This window comes from Peribacillus simplex (assembly GCF_001578185.1).
Classification (GTDB): Bacteria; Bacillota; Bacilli; order Bacillales; family DSM-1321; genus Peribacillus; species Peribacillus simplex_A.
On the sequence record NZ_CP011008.1, the window covers coordinates 4,764,755 to 4,783,456 of the forward strand.

An 18,702-nucleotide genomic window follows, 5' to 3' on the forward strand; every position below is an offset into this window, starting at 1 on the left:
GATATCGTTCTCCATACGTTTATATATGGTGAAAGGACGAACTCTGACTTGATTAAACATTTCAAAGAAAGGTGGTTAGGACAACCAGCAAGATATTGACAGGGATTTAAACAATGATCAAGAAAATAACTTCCCGAGGTGAGTAATGTTTAAAAAGATGAAGTTAAAGAGTATATGGATTATTCCCTTACTATTTGTGGTTTTTATACCAAATGTAATTAGTGCTTCTTCTACTAAAGGTAAAAGCCCAGTGTTAGGGACAGGCTTTGACACCCACATCACCAACAATTCCCTTGCTGTTAGTCCGGATGAGCGAATAGCGATTGTCTCAGATAGCCGAGAACAATCCATCCTGGTCTATGATCTCTCCAAAGGCAAGTTGCGCAAAAAGATTGACGGCTTCGGTTCACCGAGAAACATCGTGTTTATTGATGACGGTTCAGAGTTTGTCGTCTCAGACAGCACGCTCGGTACACTCCGGTTTTACAGTATTAAAAATTTCACCTTGAAAGATGAAGTTGTCATTGGTCCAGGTGCATTCGGGACTGCTGTCAGTCCGGATGGAAAGACATTGTATGTGAACAATCAAGCACACAATTCCGTCACGGTCGTCGATCTGGAAAAACGAAAACCGATTGACGTCATTACCGGTTTCGCCCAACCAAGGCAAGGCATTAAAGTCTCTTCAGACGGGAAATATATCTTTGTCACGAACTTTCAAGGAGATAAAGTGTCCATCGTTGATGCCACCACTAAAAAAATCATTCGTGAAATTTCAGGGTTCTCCAGTATTCGCGGAATCTCGATTACCGCTGATGGAGGAACATTATATGCCGCCAACAGCGGACGCAACAGCATTTCCGCAGTTGATACGCTAGACGGTAATATTAAGGGTGAAATCAAAGTGGGACGTGAGCCATATGGAGCGGCTCTATCGCCTGATGATAAACTCCTTTTTGCAAGCAACAAAGCTGATAATACGATTGACGTGATCAATGTCGTTGATCACCGTGTAGTTAAAACAATCGGGGGTTTCAATGAACCAAGGCAAGCAATTGTCTTTAGCCATGACGGGGATCAGGCTTATGTATTAAATCGGGATCTCTCTATTGCGCGTGTTGATGTTAAAACATACACCATCACGGATATAATTCAGGATAAGCCAAAAAAGTATAAGCTTAAAATACTAGAATCTGACGAAGTGGGGAAATATGCAGCAGATCAAGACGGAATGACACTTTATTATTTCACTAAAGATGATTCTAGTGTCAGTAATTGCAAAGGCCAATGTCTTGAAATTTGGCCGACATTCCATGCAGATAACATCAGCTCGAATAAAGGATTCGACAAAAAAGACTTTAAAACAATCATAAGAGATGACGGACAAAAACAAACAACATATAAAGGGCACCCACTTTATTACTATGCGAAAGATAAACATGCAGGTGATATTAATGGACAAGGCGTCAATAATGTCTGGTATGTAATCAAAAAAAAGGTTTTTGAGGAATAAGCGCAAGAACAAGGAATCAGGAACGCTGAAAATTGGCACAAAAAATTGTTTAAGTTAAAGACCGTAGTATTTTTGAACAGATGAAAAAAACAAACCGAGAGATGGATTAACATGATCAAATCAATTATTATTTAGTGGTAATGATTTTTTTCCTTTAATGACAGCTGGCTGCAGCTCTAATGTTGAAAAAGTGATTTCGTTGGTGTAATGGTTACATTATTATGCTTCAGGTCTTTTACCTCTAAATCGTATAAACAATAAAACTGTAGGTTAACTTGATTCATCGCTTCTATAGTCTGATCCGTTTGACTACCCTCAAACGGTTTTTTATCATTTTTGCAAAAATCTCATATTTAATATTGACTTTTCACCAAAATCCGATAAAATAATTATTGTACCTCAATTCGGGGCATTAGCTCAGCTGGGAGAGCGCTACGCTGGCAGCGTAGAGGTCAGCGGTTCGATCCCGCTATGCTCCATACTTAGAAACCCTTGTGTATCAAGGGTTTTTTTATTTGGCTTAAAAAAACAATAAGCGCGCGGATCATACTTTGGTCATAAAACGCTAATATGTATTAAGTGTAACTTTTAGTTGAATTAAAAACATTTACACTATCATAATCATTCTTGTTCTTTACCCAGATACTACTTCTTTACGTGCATATATCAGATTAGCTTAGGAAAAAAATGAAAAATTGGTCAGTTCCTTTCAAGAATTAACCTTCATTGTGATCATTTGAATCATCACAATCTACATATACACATTTTTTGTGTGCTTTAGTAGTGGGCCTTATCTACGGTGCTTATCACTTCCCAAAGTTTGAAAGAATTTGCGTTAAAATCAGCGCAAAGGAGTTAAAGATCCTTTTATTACAAAATACACCTACCTCCTTTTAGGAAGTAGGCGCATTCAATTTATTTCAAATTTATTATCAATAAAAGCTTCGAAATAGCTTAGTTAATAAACCATTGCAATGATTTACTAACTAACAATCCTTCAGGACAATCTATGAAAAAAAGATGCGATAAGCTTCCCTAGTCTTCGAATTCCCTCGATTATTTCTTTCTCATTGGCATAACTGAACGAGAGCCGGAGAAACTCGGTTCCATCGTTTTGATCTAAGAAAAAGTATTTCCCTGGAACATATGAAACACCCTCAGCTAGAGCCTGTGATAATAAATGCGACGTATCAACACCAGGAATTCTCACCCAAACAAAGTAACCACCATCTGGTACATACCAGGAAACGGATTCCGGAAGAAATTGTTCCATCGAACGGATTAACACAGTACATTTAGAGCGATACACATCTTTTAGAAGGTCTAGTCTTTGCTCAAAATCGGTGTTTTCTAAGTATGCAGCCATTGTGCTTTGAGCAAATGGATGGTCTAAATCTTTTTTAAACCACTCTAAAGCCTTAATGAATGCACTTTCTCCTGCTATCCATCCAATCCGCATTCCTGGCGCAACAACCTTGGATAATGACCCAACGTGGAGGACCCGCCCGCTTTCATCAATAGATTTTATTGGCAGCGGATTTTTGCCGAAGGATAATTCCCCGTATGCATCATCCTCTAGAATGAGGAAATCAAACTCGATGGAAAGCTCCAATAAATGCTTCCGCCGCTCAGTAGTCATAGTCGTCCCAGTTGGATTTTGAAAGGTTGGGATTGTATATAGAAAACGCGGAAGGGTTAGACCTGTACGTTTCCTTTCATCCAGAATTTCTTTTAATCGGTATGTTTGGAGTCCCTGTTCATCTATTGGTATACTAATAATTTGATTCGTATAGTTTTGAAAAATCTCTAAAGCCTCCATATATGTGGGAGATTCTACAGCTACGACAGCAGTATCATCAAGGAGAATGCGGGCAATAAGATCTATCCCCTGACAAGCACCTGATGTAACCAAAAGGTTTTCTTCCAAAACGGAAATTCCACGCTCTGCCAACCTTTTCTGAATTTGCTGCTTTAGTCTTGCAATTCGTGGACTTCCGATATAATGGAGCGGCAAATCCTGCTCCTCATCAAGAAGTCTGGTTACAGCTACCTTGAGCTCATCGGCAGGAACGAGAGCTGGATCCGGATAGCCTGAACTCAAGCGAATACAACCATCTGGCAGATCTGGCATCCATGCACCAGGCGGATCATTCTTAAGTGCCGCTTTAATGTTTTCAGAAAAAAAAGATTCTACATTCACTTCAACCATACACCTTTCCGTCAATCGAACCATGATTGATTTTCTCAATTTTTTTATAGATAGCTGCTTATGCAGATAATCATCAATCTTTTGCAGAAACACCCTTTCATGTACTTTAGACTTGCTTCTCTGACGGAGACAACCTATTAATGATGCAAATTCAGAAGTGCCTTTTGCACTGAACTCTCTTGGCCGCTCCAATACATTAGGAGCTTTTTTCTTTAAGCTATGTGTGTATAGATTAAGTCGTTATTTTTAGCTTTCAGTATCTGTAATACAGATAAAAGAAAGTAAAAAAGTGAAGAAGGCAGATCATCCGCCTTTCTTCACTTTTTATGAAACTCTTCGTATTTCTTAACCAAACGCTTCGGTGCCGCACGTAAATAGGCTTCTTGAATTAGAATGGTCAATTCACCCCAGCCTTCCCTATCCGGATTTTGACTGGAGACCCAGCCGTGCCGTCCTATATACGGTGTTTTGAAAAAATTCTTTTTCTGCAGCAAAAGTTCTTGGGTTTCCCGATCTGACTTGAACGACAATCTGAATCCATTCTCACTTTCGCCTGAAATCACGAAGGACTTTCCATTGATTTTAAAAGTATTGTGACCAAAACCATCAATATGTTCGACAGCTTCGGGCAGCGCAAGACAGATATTACGTACATTTTCAAGCATGCCTGCCGTGTCATGTAATTTCATGTTCCATTCACCTATTATAAAATCTATTTTGCATTCACATCGGGTTGATGAATTCCGAATATATTTCCTTCTGTATCAATATAGTATCCTTGCCACGCCATTCCAGGCAGGGCATATTTGGGCTTGGCGACCTTACCGCCAATCTCAATAATTTTAGCTTCCGTTACATCGTAATTTTCCACTCCCATTGTACAAGCAAATGCATTTAAAGCTTGGTTTGTTTCCGGCGGAGCACTTTGACGCTGCATCAAAGCTCCATTGACCCCAGGTTCATTCTCCTCGCCAGTTACTGCTCCAAAGTAAGGCATTCCTGCATAATCACTCCAATCTTGAAATGACCATCCGAATACCTCTCCATAAAACTTCTTTGCCCGTTCCATATCATCTACATGAATTTCGAAATGAACTAATCTTCCCATGAGATCCCCTCCTACTTTTGACAAGAATTAACCAATTCATTAAATTATCCAGTGTTTCCGCTTACAATATCCCACTTATTATTATAATAGATATGGAAATAAATACAATTATTCCAATTGAGATTAAATCAATTTTTAGAGCCTCATCATACCTGATATAAACTTTTTAGAAGATAACAAGAACCGTTCTTCAAAATATAGATAGTTCCGACCAACAGAATCGGCTTCATGCTCCTACTACATATCTTTATCTTTTCAATTATTTTTTTAATAATTAATTCTTTTAATTTCTTATTCTATGGTGAATAGTCACTGCGTTATCAGCAGAAACCTTCGACCCCACAATCATCCAATTGCTCACTTTGTCCGTGATACCAAATATTTGCGAAACTATGTGTATATTTTTGTGAAAGTTGGACGAGACTGCTAGTAAATTAAATCTAGGAGGTTATCAAAATGTTTAGATTCGGGAAAGGTAAGGCGCGAAGTAAGGTCGGTAAGTTCATCGATAAGCACGGATATTCACAAGAGGAGTTTGTAAGTGCGTCTGGAATCTCACGCAATACAATAAGCAGAGTTTGCAGCGATCCAAAGTATGTGCCATCAGCCGGAGTATTAAAGAAAATCATGAAGGCGGTTCGAAGTATAGATGCTGGAGCAAAGGCAGATGACTACTTTGATTTGTAAACAAAAAGGCCCTAGCGTAATGGCCGGGGCTAAATGTATTTGTTCAATTACTGTTCATACTCTCCTTATCCAGGCTCCCATGATCCATGCTTTCCTTTCACTGGAATAAAGTCATCCAGCAGCTGCATGTCCTTAACTTCCCAAGCGTACCCTTCCAGTTTATAGTCTCCTAAGAAATAATCATTGCCTGATAACGATTGTAGTATTGCCTGCATCTTCATGCTTACATACACCAATGATCATACCAGTTGGGAGGTTGCCCTTTGAGTATCCATGCTTACCAAGCAACAACTGGATTGGCTTCTCGCTTCAGAAAGCCTTATCCACTTTTTCACTAGTATGAATCACCAGCGGGCCACGAAATTCGTTCTCCACGTCCTTGTATATTTGACCTCTCCCAGGACAAATATACTCGCCCAAGGCTGGATAATTGAATACCTTCATTCCAACGGCCCCCAACTGAATTTAAAAATTAAAATCCCCCACTTCCTAAGAGCGGGGGATTTTCTTCATTTTCGGATGATATGCTAATATCTTGCAGTTCATTTGTCCTTTTTAGACAAACCCTGCAGGGATTTCTTTAAAAAAGGGCTTGTTATCGGTTAGGGACAAAGGGGATGTATGTATTCCGCTACATCTATTTTCGACTGACCAGTTTCTTAATGAAGCGAACAATAGGTGAAACAACGGCTTCACGGACATTCGTGAGGGCATAACCGATCAGCCCCATTATTACCAGAGCCAAAATTAAGCCTATTATCAATCCTGATGTTTCTTTAAATTCTTCAAATATAGCATCAAATATAGCACCCATTTCTTACCCTCCCCGGCTTGCCGATGCAACTTATTTTTACGGTTTTCACCCATTTAAATTCTGAACAGCTTCATCTAATCATGTTTCTTTGGATCCTTGTAACCATTCTGGTAAATAAGGTTCATTATAACGCATTGGATGATTATGGTCGAGTTAGCACCTTTAAACGTACTATCTAATTTCATTTCCGTTATCCCTTTCTACTTATTGTCTTACCTTCTAGCTTTTCTCTTTAAGTAAATATACCAACCTCCCCTTCTTCCCACTAAAAATGATGAAATGAAAACCTTTTCATTTGTCCATAACTGACAAAAGCGAGGCATTATTATTGTTTTTTTAGAACATTGTGAAGATTGTCGAAAAATCGTAAGCTTAATTTATTGAAATACATCTTCTTAGGGGGTGCGCTTATATGGAAGCCATTACAAGAGACTTTTTCTTATTTTTATCTAAAAATAATCTGCTTAATAATATTGCTAAGAAAAGCGGCGGAAGTTTTGCTGCTGGAAAGATCATTGGGGGAACTGATTTCCAAAGTTCCATTAAATTCATCAAACAACTTAATAATAGTGGCTTGTCGGTTACTGTCGACCATCTTGGGGAATTCGTTGATTCCAAGGAAGTGACTCAGGAACGGACGGCAGAATGCATCGAAACCATCGAAATGATCAGCAGGGAAAAACTTGATTCACAAGTTTCTCTAAAAATGACTTCATTGGGGCTAGATATCGATCATAATCTCGTCATTGAGAATATGACTAAAATCCTTGATACAGCAGAAAAACATAAAGTCATGGTCACAATCGATATGGAAGATGAAGTTCGCTGTCAGGCTACAATCGATATCTTTAGACATTTCAAAGAAAAATACAGCTGCATAAGTACTGTTCTACAAGCATATTTATTCCGCACAGAGAAAGATTTGGAGGACCTTGCCCAATATAAGCCATTCCTGCGTCTCGTAAAAGGTGCCTACAAGGAATCTCCTGAGGTGGCTTTTCCCGAAAAGGATGATGTAGATGAAAACTATAAAAAGTTGATTAAGCAAAGTCTTCTTAACGGTAATTATACGGCCATCGCCTCACATGATGACAAAATCATCGAATATACAAAAGAGCTTGCCAAGAAGTATGACATCCCGAATACACAATTCGAATTTCAAATGCTTTATGGGATGAGAAACAAAACCCAATACGAATTGGTCAAGCAAGGTTACAAAATGCGCGTCTATGTACCATATGGTCTGGATTGGTATGGATACTTCATGAGAAGGCTTGCGGAAAGGCCATCCAATATTGCTTTTGCCTTCAAAGGGATGGTCAGAAGCTAAATATATTCAATATTCAACATTCTTGATTGCTACAAAAAATCTATTAAAAGGTGTGATTATCAATGATTTCATATAAACATGAACCATTTGTCGATTTTACAAACGAGGAAAACAAGAAAGCTTATCAGGAGGCTCTTCAAACTGTTGAAGGCTACTTAGGGCAAGACTACCCTCTTTATATCGGGGCAGAAAAAGTGACGACTGATGAGAAAATCGTTTCATATAACCCTGCAGATAAGGAAGAGGTCATCGGCCGAGTATCGAAAGCGAACAGGGATCTTGCTGAAAAGGCCATGCAGGAAGCTTCTTCCGCTTTTGAAAGCTGGAAAAAAGTGAAGCCGGAAATCCGTGCTGACGTTTTATTCAAAGCTGCTGCCATCATTCGCAGACGCAAGCATGAGTTCTCTGCATTATTGACAAAAGAAGCAGGAAAACCTTGGAATGAGGCTGATGCCGATACAGCGGAAGCGATCGATTTCCTTGAATTCTATGCCCGTCAAATGTTGACGCTTAAAGATGGTGTGCCAGTTCAAAGCCGTCCAGGAGAATTTAACCGCTATGATTACATTCCATTAGGAGTCGGCATCATCATTTCTCCTTGGAACTTCCCATTTGCCATCATGGCAGGTACAGCTGTTGCGGCTATCGTAACTGGTAACACAATCCTATTAAAACCAGCTTCGACTACTCCTATTGTTGCTGCGAAATTCGTTGAAGTGATGCTTGAAGCCGGCCTTCCAGCAGGTGTCTTGAATTTCGTTCCAGGAAACGGAGCCGAAGTGGGCGACTACCTGGTTGATCATCCAAAAACACGTTTCATTTCCTTCACTGGTTCACGTGATGTAGGTCTGCGTATTTACAAACGGGCTTCAGAAGTGAACGAAGGCCAAGTTTGGCTGAAGCGTGTCATTGCTGAAATGGGCGGAAAAGATACGATCGTCGTCGACAAAGAGGCTGATTTGGAATTGGCTGCTCAATCGATCGTGAAATCTGCATTTGGCTTCTCGGGACAAAAATGTTCTGCTTGCTCCCGTGCTGTCATCGTTGAAGATGTATATGATCAAGTTTTAGCTCGCGCTGTTGAATTAACAAAACAGCTTACAGTTGGTAATCCTGTAGAAAATCATTTCATGGGACCGGTTATCGATCAAGCTGCTTTTGATAAAATCATGAGCTACGTTGAAATCGGAAACCAAGAAGGACGCATTCTGACTGGAGGAGAAGGAGATAGCTCTAAAGGCTACTTCGTTCAACCGACAATCGTCGCTGATGTCGATCCGCAAGCCCGTTTGATGCAAGAAGAAATCTTCGGACCAGTCGTTGCCTTTACAAAAGCGAAGGACTTTAACGAAGCTCTTGAAATTGCCAATAACACAGAATATGGTTTGACTGGGGCTGTCATTACGACAAACCGCCTTAATATGGAAAAGGCACGTGAAGAATTCCATGTGGGTAACTTGTATTTCAACCGCGGCTGTACTGGTGCAATCGTAGGTTATCAGCCATTCGGCGGGTTCAACATGTCAGGAACCGATTCCAAGGCAGGCGGACCGGACTACTTGCAGCTTCATATGCAAGCCAAAACAACTTCCGAAACGTTCTGATATTGTCCCATTATGCAATTTAAAGAAGATTTGAATTCCCTCGTTTTTTGTATCTTCCATTCTGCGATACGAAAAACGAGGGGAAATGGAGGAAGTGACAAATAAGTTGCTTCCTCTTTTAAAACAAAAAAATTCCTGAAAGGAGTCTTCATATGATTGATTACTCATTAATAATTTCCATCAGCATTTATATGACGGGCATGCTTTTCATTGGTTACTTCGCTTACAAAAGGACTTCCAATTTAAATGATTACATGCTGGGCGACCGGGGTCTTGGTCCGGCTGTCACTGCATTGAGCGCCGGTGCCGCAGATATGAGCGGTTGGCTTTTGATGGGGATGCCTGGTGCCATGTTCGCAACAGGACTAAGTTCCATCTGGATCGTAATCGGGCTGACATTAGGAGCCTACGCGAACTGGCTGTATGTTGCACCAAGATTGAGAACCTATACGGAAGTCGCCAATAACTCCATTACGATCCCCGCTTTCCTGGAAAATCGTTTTGGCGAGGGCTCACGGATCTTAAGACTCATTTCCGCTTTGGTTATCCTAATATTCTTTACCTTTTACGTTTCTTCCGGAATGGTATCAGGCGGAGTGTTATTCCAAAGTACATTTGGCCTTGATTACCATACAGGCCTTTGGATCTTGACAGGCGTTGTTGTCGCCTATACTTTATTCGGCGGATTCCTGGCAGTAAGCTGGACAGACTTTGTTCAAGGAATCATCATGTTCGTTGCCTTGATCCTTGTACCGATCGTTACCCTTATCCATGTGGGCGGTTTCGGTCCTTCGATTGACACGCCACGTTCCATTGATCCAGCTCTATTGAATATATTCACTGGGACGAGCTTTTTAGGAATCATCTCATTATTTGCTTGGGGACTGGGCTACTTCGGACAGCCTCATATCATTGTCCGCTTTATGGCGATCAGTTCTGTTAAGGAAATCAAAAAAGCCCGTAATATCGGTATGGGCTGGATGATTTTCTCCAGTATCGGTGCCATGCTGACTGGATTCATCGGAATCACTTATTTTTCTCAGAACAATCTCAAATTAGATGATCCTGAAACGATTTTCATAGAGTTAGGGGAAATACTATTCCACCCATTCATTACTGGTTTCTTGATTTCAGCAATACTGGCAGCCGTCATGAGCACGATTTCTTCGCAGCTTTTGGTTACAGCCAGCTCTTTAACCGAGGATATATACAAAACCTTCTTCCGTCGTTCCGCTTCAGATAAAGAGCTTGTCTTCTTGGGCAGACTTTCTGTACTGATCGTATCTATCATCGCTCTTTTCCTCTCTTGGGAAAAGAATGACACGATTCTTGGACTTGTCGGGTATGCTTGGGCTGGATTCGGTTCTTCATTCGGTCCATTGGTCTTACTAAGCCTCTGCTGGAAACGCATGACAAGATGGGGGGCATTAGCAGGGATGGTCGTTGGTGCCGCTACTGTCATTTTCTGGTCAATGGCAGGATTATCAGATACGCTTTATGAAATGATTCCTGGTTTTGGCGCAAGCTTGATTGCCATCATAGTGGTCAGTCTTCTTACAGCCAAGCCTTCTAGGGAAGTAGAAGAGAAGTTCGAAGAGTTTGAAAGAACATTAAAAGAAAAATAGATCCCCTAAAGGAACGGTATATGAAATTTTTTTCATATACCGTTCCTTCTTTGTTCTTGCCCCTATACACATCTTCCGTTTAAAAGTATTATTAAACTAAGTTATCTTCCAATTCAAAAAACAGGGGGCCATATATGTCATTAGAAAAAATCCTGACTCTCACAAACATCAACGATATAACGGATATGGTCAGCACTTATTTAAAAAAACCAGTCGTCATCGAAAATGACCAATTTTTATTGCTGGCATATAGTTCATATTATATCGAACACTTCGACCAAGCCAATCGGCAAACCATCTTCACAAAGCATTGGCCGATTCCAATTCTGGAGAAATTCATGGATGAGGGCATTGTCGAACAGCTTAAAACGGTGGAGCATCCATTTAGGGTGAAACAAATCGAGGAAATCGGCTTAAATCAAAGAGTCGTTGTAAGCGCTGTCCACAAAGGGCAGGTGTTCGGATTCATTTGGGTCCAAGAGACGGAAACGATGCCTGATTCCGATTTGGAATTTTTACATGAGGTTTCCCATCATATCGGCAAGCTCCTCCATCAGAAAAAACAGATAAACATGAAAAAAGATGAAGAGAAAAATGAGTTTTATCAAAAGGTCATTGACGAAGTCTATCAAACTGAAAACCAAATAAAATGGGAAGCGGCCAATATGAATCTTCTCATTCCGGAAACATTCCTTATTAATGTCTTTACCATCGCTCAATCCGATGCGGAACATTTCGATGAATTAGCGGATACAGTCAGTCTATTCGCCAATGCATTGAATCATTTTTCCCATGTATTCACAAACCAATTGAAAATCATCGTCTTAATTGGCAGCAATGGTAAAGGGAAAGACCTGCTTTCTGATAGCGCCAATGATTTAACGAACACGGTTCTTGCCCAATTCAATGATCAAAGGGTGTTCCCGGGAATCGGAAATGAGTATTCTTCGATTCTTCAATTAAGAAAATCCTATCTCGAAGCACTTGAAGTGATCAATGCAGCCAAGTTCATCGGTAAGCCTGAACAGTTTCCTTTCCAATATAGCAAGCTGGGGATTTTCCGTTACCTCGAAATGATCTCCAATCATCATACTAAAACGAATTATATCAATAACGATTTACAGATTCTTCAAAAAAAGGACCAGGAAAGCCAAACCAAACTCATTCAAACAATGGAAATATATCTGTTGAACAATTGCCGGATCAAACCGACAGCTGAACAGCTATACATTCATACCAACACATTGAAATATAGATTGAACCAAATAGCCGATCTCACTACAATCGATTTTGATGACTTTCATTCGAGAATACAACTATACATCGATTTACAGCTTATAAAGCAGAAATCTTAAGGCATTCCTATTTTGAGGCCGAGAGCTTCAACCATCTAAGGAGAGAGGAAAAGCAGCTATTCCGCCGTGTTCCTCTCTCCTTATACATTGTTTGTACGCTTTTATCATATCAAGTCCAATCGGCTGTTTTATTTACCTATACACTTGCACAGTCAGTGGGGTGCATATGATTTTGGCACCGATTAATTTTTATAAATATTACCTTCCAAAAGATCTTCCAAAGTTGTATGATCAAGCAATTCTGCCACTTGATCTCTAATCAGTGCCCAAAGGGGTTTTAATAAACAGTTATTATCTTCAAGGGGACAATATTCATATGCTGTAATACTTACACAGCTCATAGGGGCAAGCGGTCCTTCTAAGTCCCGAATTACGTTTCCAATGATAATCTGATTGGGCAATTCCTTTAAGCTATACCCTCCGTAGACCCCCCTTTTACTTTTAACATAACCGTGACTTTTTAAATGTAAGAGAATTTGCTCCAGATATTGAGGCGACACTAACGTCTCATTCGCAACATCTTTTATCTGCATGAGTCCTTTTTCGTTCTTTGCTAAAGCTATTAAAGCTCTTAATGCATATTCCCCCTTACTTGAAATCTTCATATGATCATCACTCCCAGCCAATACACTTTATATCATGCTATTTTATGAATGAAGATTATATACGTGGAATTTTGTGTCTATTTCATTCCTGGAAATGCACATCTATATACTTTATTCATACTATATTTCAGAAAGTTGACAAATTTAATCATGTTTCTATGGAACAATTTAATATAGAAAGAAAATATTAAAACCCTTTAATAACAGGACAAGTTCAACTTCCTCATTGTAAAAAATGAACACTATCTTATTTGTAAGGAGACGCGAAGAATGGATTTTTTAGAGTCTGTCAAATGCACTTTCGATAATTTACCCTCGTATGATGAAGGTAATTTAGTACAAGCCGTTCAATCTTTAAATCTAACTTTTCATGAGGTTTCTAAGTATGTTACTGAACCGATGGATTTAGAATACGGAAGGAATGTTATTTACAAATCCGAAAATGTCGAAGTAATTGTCATTCATTTACCTAGTATGGCCAGGACTCTTATCCATGATCATGGATTGTCTATTGGATGCATTTTTGTGGTAGCTGGTGATTTTTTAAACGTATTATATAAGTCGGAAGAGAAAGAATCTAATCCAATTTATGATCAAATAGAGGAGTTTTCCCAAAATGAAATCCTCCTTGTTAAAGAAGATACCATTCACATGATGTATAATCCCACCACTTCTCCTGTTATTACCTTTCATATTTACACTCCACCATTAAAAGGCGGAACAATCTATACTTCCCCATAAGATAATCACAAATAATCTAAAAGAGAAAGAGATGATATATTTCACAATCAAAAAAACCATGGTTCATTAGGAGGTTGTTATGAATTCGCAAGGCGATCAATTTATCCAAAGCCTACAAGACGGAAGAAGTGTTTGGTTAAACGGAACAAAAATTGATGTCACAACAGATGAGAACTTTAAAGGTACATTAACTACGATCTCTGAGTTATTTAATATGATGGATGATTCACAAAAGAGAAACTCGGTAGGCTACCTTAGTCCCAAAACGAGAGGGTTTGTCCATTCAGCCTTTTTAGTTCCACACTCTTATGATGATTTACTGAGGAGAAGGATAGCCTTTGAAACTTGGAGTCAAACAACAGATGGCGTGATGAGCCGTTTGTCAGACTATGCTAGATCAAGGTTAACAGGATGGTATGCATCGCGGGAGGACTATAAAAAGTTTGATGAACACTTTCCCCATAAAATTAAAGCTTATTATGAAGAAGCAAGAGATAAGAATCTTTTTTTTAGTGTAGTGCAACGAGATCCTCAGATTAACCGTGCCAATCAATCCTTCAAAGATATAAAGGATCTAGGATTATTAAGAATTACAAAAAAGACGAGTGATGGTGTTTTCTTAAGTGGAGCCAAAATGATTGGTACCGCAGCACCCTATTCGAATGATTTAATTGTATATCCCCTCGTAAATCTGAAAGAAGAACAGGAATCCATAGCTCATATGCTTATTGTTGCGGCCAACTCTCCTGGATTGCATATGGTTTGTCGGGAATCCTTTGCTGCAAATCAGACAAAAATAGTGGATTCTCCTCTAAGTTCAAGGTACGACGAGATGGATGCTTTATTAATTTTTGACAATGTATTCGTCCCCTGGGAACGTGTTTTACTTTACGACAACGCTGATGCTTTGCTGCAAATTAAATTGAATCCCGCATCAAATGGCTTAGCGTATCATCAGGCTATCGTTCGGCTATTAACTAAGCTGGAATTCGTTACAGCAATAGCTTGTGAGATTGCTGAAGCAATAGGGGCCGATGCCTATCTGCATGTTCAAGAAAAAATAGGGGAACTATTAATCCAGGTTGAAACGATTAGAGCATTATTGATAGCTTCGGAAAGGGAAGGAAAGCTAGATCAATATCAAACGTTCATCCCAAATTTCACGTACATTGAAACAGCCAGAAACCTCGGGACCAAATATTATCCCCGTGCCATAGAAATCTTACAGCTCATAGGGGCCGGAGGATTCATTCAATTACCCTCAAGTGTACAGGACTTCCAAAGTCCCTTATCGGATTTGCTGAAAAAATATTTTAAAGGAGCGAATCTGGAGGCAGAAAAGAGAACAAAACTATTTAAATTAGCCTGGGATCTTGTGGGGAGTCCTTTAGGATCTAGGCATGAATTATATGAACGTTTTTATGCAGGAGATCCAATACGCAATATAGCTAATCAGTATAATAATTATGATAAAAAAAGATTTAAACAAATGTTAGAAAAATATTTAGATCATTAATAGTTAGGGTCACAGCAAAATATTCCAAGCAGGAAGTCCATCAGCTTTGATTTAAGCGGAAGACCATGATGAAACAGGTACTGTAATTTGAAAACCTTCTTTACTTTGCACTATATTGTTCCAAGAGCCACATGAAAAATCTATTTAAAATCACGATAACTCCATAGATCCAAGCTAATTTAACGCTTTTAAGGGACAAAAGTAATCCTTCTGGAACCAAGAAAATAAATGCCTCCAGCACGAAATGAAGTTGCGCTGATAGTTGTATACTAGCCTAGGGGAACCAAATCCCCCCCAGAGGATCGCTATTCCAAGTGGGATGACAATGCCCTTTCATAATACCGGCGTTTCCCACTTTGAAACCCCGATGACCGTATACAGCAAGTGCAAAAATTTCTAATGAAAATCGAAGGGATAAGTTTACCATCTGCAAGACTGCCAGATAACCCATTTTAACCTTCCACCAGATCATATTTATCTTTATTCATTACAATTGAATGGATTCCCTCTATATATGTATTTAGCAGAATAGAAAAACTTTTATCGATATCAATTGGCATTCCAACCCCACCCATTTTTTCAATTGAAGTAAATCCATGTAAAATACTCCTTAATCCTCTCACCAAGTGAATCGCCATTTCTTCCTTTAAATCATAGGCTTGTAGTACTTGGACAACAAACTCCAAAACTGCTTGCTGTGCTTGCTGTAATTCCATGTCTTCAGAATTTGGAAAACGGGTGGTGGCATCATAAAGGCCTGGATGAACTCTAGTAAATTCAACATACGCCTCACTAAGTGCCCTGATTGCATCATCACCGGAACGTCCCACTGTTGCTTGAATCATGTATTCATAAAGTTTTTTAACTCCATTTACTGCTAGTTTCTGTTTTAATCCATTTAGGCCGTCTAAATGGTTATATAACGAGGGGGGCCGTATTTGTAATTCCTCAGCCAACTGCCCTAAAGTAAGATGATCAAGGCCGTTTTCATCAACTAGTTCAGTCGCTTTCTGTAAAATGATGGACAAATCCAACCTTATACGTTTAGACATCCATTTTAACCTCCTTTTTCATTGTTGAAGTTTTAATTCGGCTTCAACTATTGCTCTGTCCATAGAATTCCCAGGGTGTTCCAGCATCTTTCCATGACCTACAGCAAGTAAAGCTGGTTTATGACTTCTTAATTTCTTTGCACTTTCAAGTGCGATAAGTTTATCCCATGTGTAAAAGGATGGGAATGGAAATAAAGGCTTGATCATTCCAGAAACCGCAGTTCCACCTCTTGTTTGCAGGGCATCCCCGACAATTAAACTATGATTACGGGTATCAAGAAGCGATATCGAACCAGGGGTATGTCCAGGTGAATAAATAACTTCCAATGAACCGATACGGTCACCCTCTTTAAGCAGTAAGTCTGGCCGAGTTTGAATATTCTTAGGGACTCCGCCACGGATTGGATTTTCATTTTGCAGGAGCGTGACATCACCAGCAAGTAATGATGCTTCCCTAATAGAAATACTCACTTGTACATCAGGCATTGATGCTTTTAGCCCGTCAAGTGCACCAACATGATCATCATGAGCATGAGTAACTATTATTCTTGTTATCGGTTTTCCAATAATTTGCGCCGCTTTCATTATGTTTTTTCCGCTATAGGGTAATGCTGCATCTACTAGTGTAAGGCTATTCTCTTCCTCTACTAAATAACAGTTTACGGGAAATACACGTGGCATGAAAGATAGTTGAAATACTGTACCAACCTTTGTCATCTTCATCTTTAATCAAACTCCTCCCTCAAAACTAATGTAATTAATATTGTAACTAATATGATTAGTTTTACGATATTATTCCATACTTAACTAAAACATCACGGTCAGTCTCACAATGATGCTAACAAAATATCCCTAGTTATCGAAAAACCATAAAAAACCAGCTCTCAATTACCTTGAGCTGGTTTTTCATGTATTACATCATATTCATTTATTTTCAGGAAACATTTTCCTTGTCGCCGACATATTCATTCTCCCAAAAATCGGCGTTCTTAATGCCTAACGGTTTAGGGTCGAAAACGGGATCCAAACCTTTCTTCTTTTGCCTCTCATAATCCTTTAAGGTAATAAGTGCTGGTTTAGCGAGAATTAAAATGGCAATGACATTGAGCCATACCATAATCCCTAATCCAGCATCACCTAATGCCCAAGCCAGCTCTGCCGTACGAATGGTTCCATAGAAACTAGCCGCAAGAATGATGAGTTTCAATGCAAACATGGCCCACTTACTATTCCGCTTGCGCATTAAATAAGCAATATTCGTTTCTGCAATATAATAGTATGCCATGATCGTCGTAAAAGCGAAGAAGAAAAGCGCAACAGCAACAAACCCAGCACCAAATCCCGGTACTGCGCTATCGATGGCCGCTTGTGTATACCCTGGGCCCGGTGTTACATCTGCTAGATTATTGACAATGAATGATCCATTTTCCGCTTGAGTATTATACATACCTGTAAATAAGATCATGAAAGCCGTTGCTGAACAAACGAACAATGTATCGATATAGACAGAAAATGCTTGTACAAGACCTTGTTTGGCAGGATGCGAAACTTCTGCCGCAGCAGCCGGGTGAGGACCTGTGCCTTGCCCCGCCTCATTCGAATAAACTCCGCGTTTCACTCCCCATGCTATCGCCATTCCGATGAGCCCGCCAAATGCAGAATCCATCCCAAAGGCACTTCTGAATATTAATGAAATGACACCTGGTAATTCTGTAATATTCATTATGACGATGACAACAGAAAGTAATATATAGCCAAGGGCCATAAACGGTACGATTATTTGCGCAGCATTGGCTATCCGTTTTACACCACCGAATATAATGAAACCAAGTAAAAGGATGATAGCTATACCTGTGATTGCAGGTTTAATGCCAAATGCATTCTCCATTCCGGCAGCAATTGAATTGGACTGAACACCAGGCATCAGCACGGCCATGGCTACTAGTGCAGCGAGTGCAAAAAGAACAGCAAACCACTTCACGCCCATTCCTTTTTCAATATAATAGGCAGGGCCCCCTCGATATTGACCGTCTTGTTTGACTTTATATATTTGAGCTAAGGTCGATTCCACAAACGCACTTGATGCTCCTATGAAGGCTATGGCCCACATCCAAAAAACGGCACCAGGACCACCAAAAGCGATAGCCGTCGCCACACCAGCAATGTTACCTGTACCGACCCGACCCGAAAGAGCTATGGATAAAGCCTGGAAAGAGGAAACGCCCGCTTCAGAACTTTTCCCTTGGAACATCAAAACGACCATTTCCTTAATATGCCTTACTTGCAGAAAACGGGTCAAAATCGAGAATACTAAACCTACTCCCAATAAAATGTAAATGACAGGTGTGCTCCACAAAACTCCATTTAAAGCCGTAATAAAATCAGACAATCAAGCTCCCCCTTTGATTATATTTTGAAAATTCAAACTTATCTATTTTTGATTATATTTCATCTTAATGCATTAAACAATAGTTTTTGCGTCAAAAGACCTAACATGCCACTTTTTTATTTTTCCAACTGAGATATCCATACTTTCCTCCCGA

17 protein-coding genes and 1 tRNA gene are annotated in these 18,702 nt (G+C 39.6%); 9 read left to right on the plus strand and 9 right to left on the minus strand.

Features of this window, described 5'->3' with window-relative positions; translation table 11 throughout:
* Positions 1–145 precede the first annotated feature (145 nt).
* Positions 146–1,513: a beta-propeller fold lactonase family protein gene (locus UP17_RS22355; RefSeq protein ID WP_081108937.1), complete on the plus strand. Its 1,368-nt coding sequence runs from the start codon at positions 146–148 to the stop codon at positions 1,511–1,513.
* 406 nt (positions 1,514–1,919) lie between these two features.
* Positions 1,920–1,992, plus strand: a tRNA-Ala gene (locus UP17_RS22360).
* A gap of 518 nt (positions 1,993–2,510) precedes the next feature.
* Here UP17_RS22360 and UP17_RS22365 read toward each other — a convergent pair.
* From UP17_RS22365 to UP17_RS22375, 3 genes are all read right to left on the minus strand, one after another.
* Positions 2,511–3,713 carry an aminotransferase-like domain-containing protein gene (locus UP17_RS22365; protein ID WP_061466266.1) on the minus strand — a complete coding sequence of 401 codons (1,203 nt, stop codon included), beginning with the start codon at positions 3,711–3,713 and terminating at the stop codon, positions 2,511–2,513.
* 326 nt (positions 3,714–4,039) lie between these two features.
* Entirely contained in the window at positions 4,040–4,411 is a 372-nt protein-coding gene (locus tag UP17_RS22370) for an MmcQ/YjbR family DNA-binding protein (RefSeq protein WP_061465346.1), read from the minus strand.
* Between the two features lie 23 nt (positions 4,412–4,434).
* On the minus strand, positions 4,435–4,830 hold the full coding sequence (locus tag UP17_RS22375; RefSeq protein WP_061465347.1) for a VOC family protein: 396 nt from the start codon (positions 4,828–4,830) through the stop codon (positions 4,435–4,437).
* Positions 4,831–5,286: 456 nt separating this feature from the next.
* Between UP17_RS22375 and UP17_RS22380 the strand changes: the two genes are divergently transcribed.
* Positions 5,287–5,517 carry a helix-turn-helix domain-containing protein gene (locus UP17_RS22380; RefSeq protein ID WP_061465348.1) on the plus strand — a complete coding sequence of 77 codons (231 nt, stop codon included), beginning with the start codon at positions 5,287–5,289 and terminating at the stop codon, positions 5,515–5,517.
* A gap of 65 nt (positions 5,518–5,582) precedes the next feature.
* Here the strand turns inward: UP17_RS22380 and UP17_RS29045 are convergent, their stop codons facing one another.
* Both UP17_RS29045 and UP17_RS28010 read right to left on the minus strand, forming a co-directional pair.
* Entirely contained in the window at positions 5,583–5,738 is a 156-nt protein-coding gene (locus UP17_RS29045; RefSeq protein ID WP_250211719.1) for a hypothetical protein, read from the minus strand.
* 416 nt (positions 5,739–6,154) lie between these two features.
* Positions 6,155–6,331, minus strand: a complete 177-nt coding sequence (locus UP17_RS28010) for a hypothetical protein (RefSeq protein ID WP_155727458.1) — start codon at positions 6,329–6,331, stop codon at positions 6,155–6,157.
* Between the two features lie 412 nt (positions 6,332–6,743).
* On the opposite strand from UP17_RS28010, the gene UP17_RS22390 reads away from it, so the two are divergent.
* The 4 genes from UP17_RS22390 to UP17_RS22405 all read left to right on the plus strand — a co-directional run bounded on the left by UP17_RS22390 (position 6,744) and on the right by UP17_RS22405 (position 12,245).
* A complete protein-coding gene (locus UP17_RS22390; RefSeq protein ID WP_061465349.1) occupies positions 6,744–7,661 on the plus strand; it encodes a proline dehydrogenase family protein in 918 nt (305 codons plus the stop codon).
* Between the two features lie 62 nt (positions 7,662–7,723).
* Positions 7,724–9,265, plus strand: coding sequence for an L-glutamate gamma-semialdehyde dehydrogenase (pruA, locus tag UP17_RS22395; protein WP_061465350.1), 1,542 nt, complete (start codon positions 7,724–7,726; stop codon positions 9,263–9,265).
* A gap of 152 nt (positions 9,266–9,417) precedes the next feature.
* Entirely contained in the window at positions 9,418–10,890 is a 1,473-nt protein-coding gene (gene putP / locus UP17_RS22400; protein ID WP_167556005.1) for a sodium/proline symporter PutP, read from the plus strand.
* 134 nt (positions 10,891–11,024) lie between these two features.
* Complete coding sequence (locus tag UP17_RS22405) at positions 11,025–12,245, plus strand: PucR family transcriptional regulator (protein WP_061465351.1); 1,221 nt, start codon at positions 11,025–11,027, stop codon at positions 12,243–12,245.
* Between the two features lie 182 nt (positions 12,246–12,427).
* Here the strand turns inward: UP17_RS22405 and UP17_RS22410 are convergent, their stop codons facing one another.
* The gene (locus UP17_RS22410) at positions 12,428–12,850 is read right to left on the minus strand and encodes an RrF2 family transcriptional regulator (RefSeq protein WP_061465352.1); all 423 of its coding nucleotides are present in this window, start codon (positions 12,848–12,850) and stop codon (positions 12,428–12,430) included.
* A 270-nt stretch (positions 12,851–13,120) separates the two neighbouring features.
* Here UP17_RS22410 and UP17_RS22415 point away from each other — a divergent pair, with 270 nt between their 5' ends.
* Together UP17_RS22415 and UP17_RS22420 are read left to right on the plus strand one after the other, a co-directional pair.
* Positions 13,121–13,591, plus strand: a complete 471-nt coding sequence (locus tag UP17_RS22415; RefSeq protein WP_061465353.1) for a cysteine dioxygenase — start codon at positions 13,121–13,123, stop codon at positions 13,589–13,591.
* 79 nt (positions 13,592–13,670) lie between these two features.
* Positions 13,671–15,107: a 4-hydroxyphenylacetate 3-hydroxylase family protein gene (locus UP17_RS22420; RefSeq protein WP_061465354.1), complete on the plus strand. Its 1,437-nt coding sequence runs from the start codon at positions 13,671–13,673 to the stop codon at positions 15,105–15,107.
* Positions 15,108–15,559: 452 nt separating this feature from the next.
* Here UP17_RS22420 and UP17_RS22425 read toward each other — a convergent pair whose 3' ends face one another.
* The 3 genes from UP17_RS22425 to UP17_RS22435 form a co-directional block, all read right to left on the minus strand.
* A complete protein-coding gene (locus tag UP17_RS22425) occupies positions 15,560–16,159 on the minus strand; it encodes a TetR/AcrR family transcriptional regulator (protein WP_061465355.1) in 600 nt (199 codons plus the stop codon).
* Positions 16,160–16,177: 18 nt separating this feature from the next.
* Positions 16,178–16,882: an MBL fold metallo-hydrolase gene (locus tag UP17_RS22430; RefSeq protein ID WP_061465356.1), complete on the minus strand. Its 705-nt coding sequence runs from the start codon at positions 16,880–16,882 to the stop codon at positions 16,178–16,180.
* Positions 16,883–17,093: 211 nt separating this feature from the next.
* Positions 17,094–18,548, minus strand: coding sequence for an alanine/glycine:cation symporter family protein (locus tag UP17_RS22435; RefSeq protein ID WP_061465357.1), 1,455 nt, complete (start codon positions 18,546–18,548; stop codon positions 17,094–17,096).
* Between the last annotated feature and the right edge of the window lie 154 nt (positions 18,549–18,702).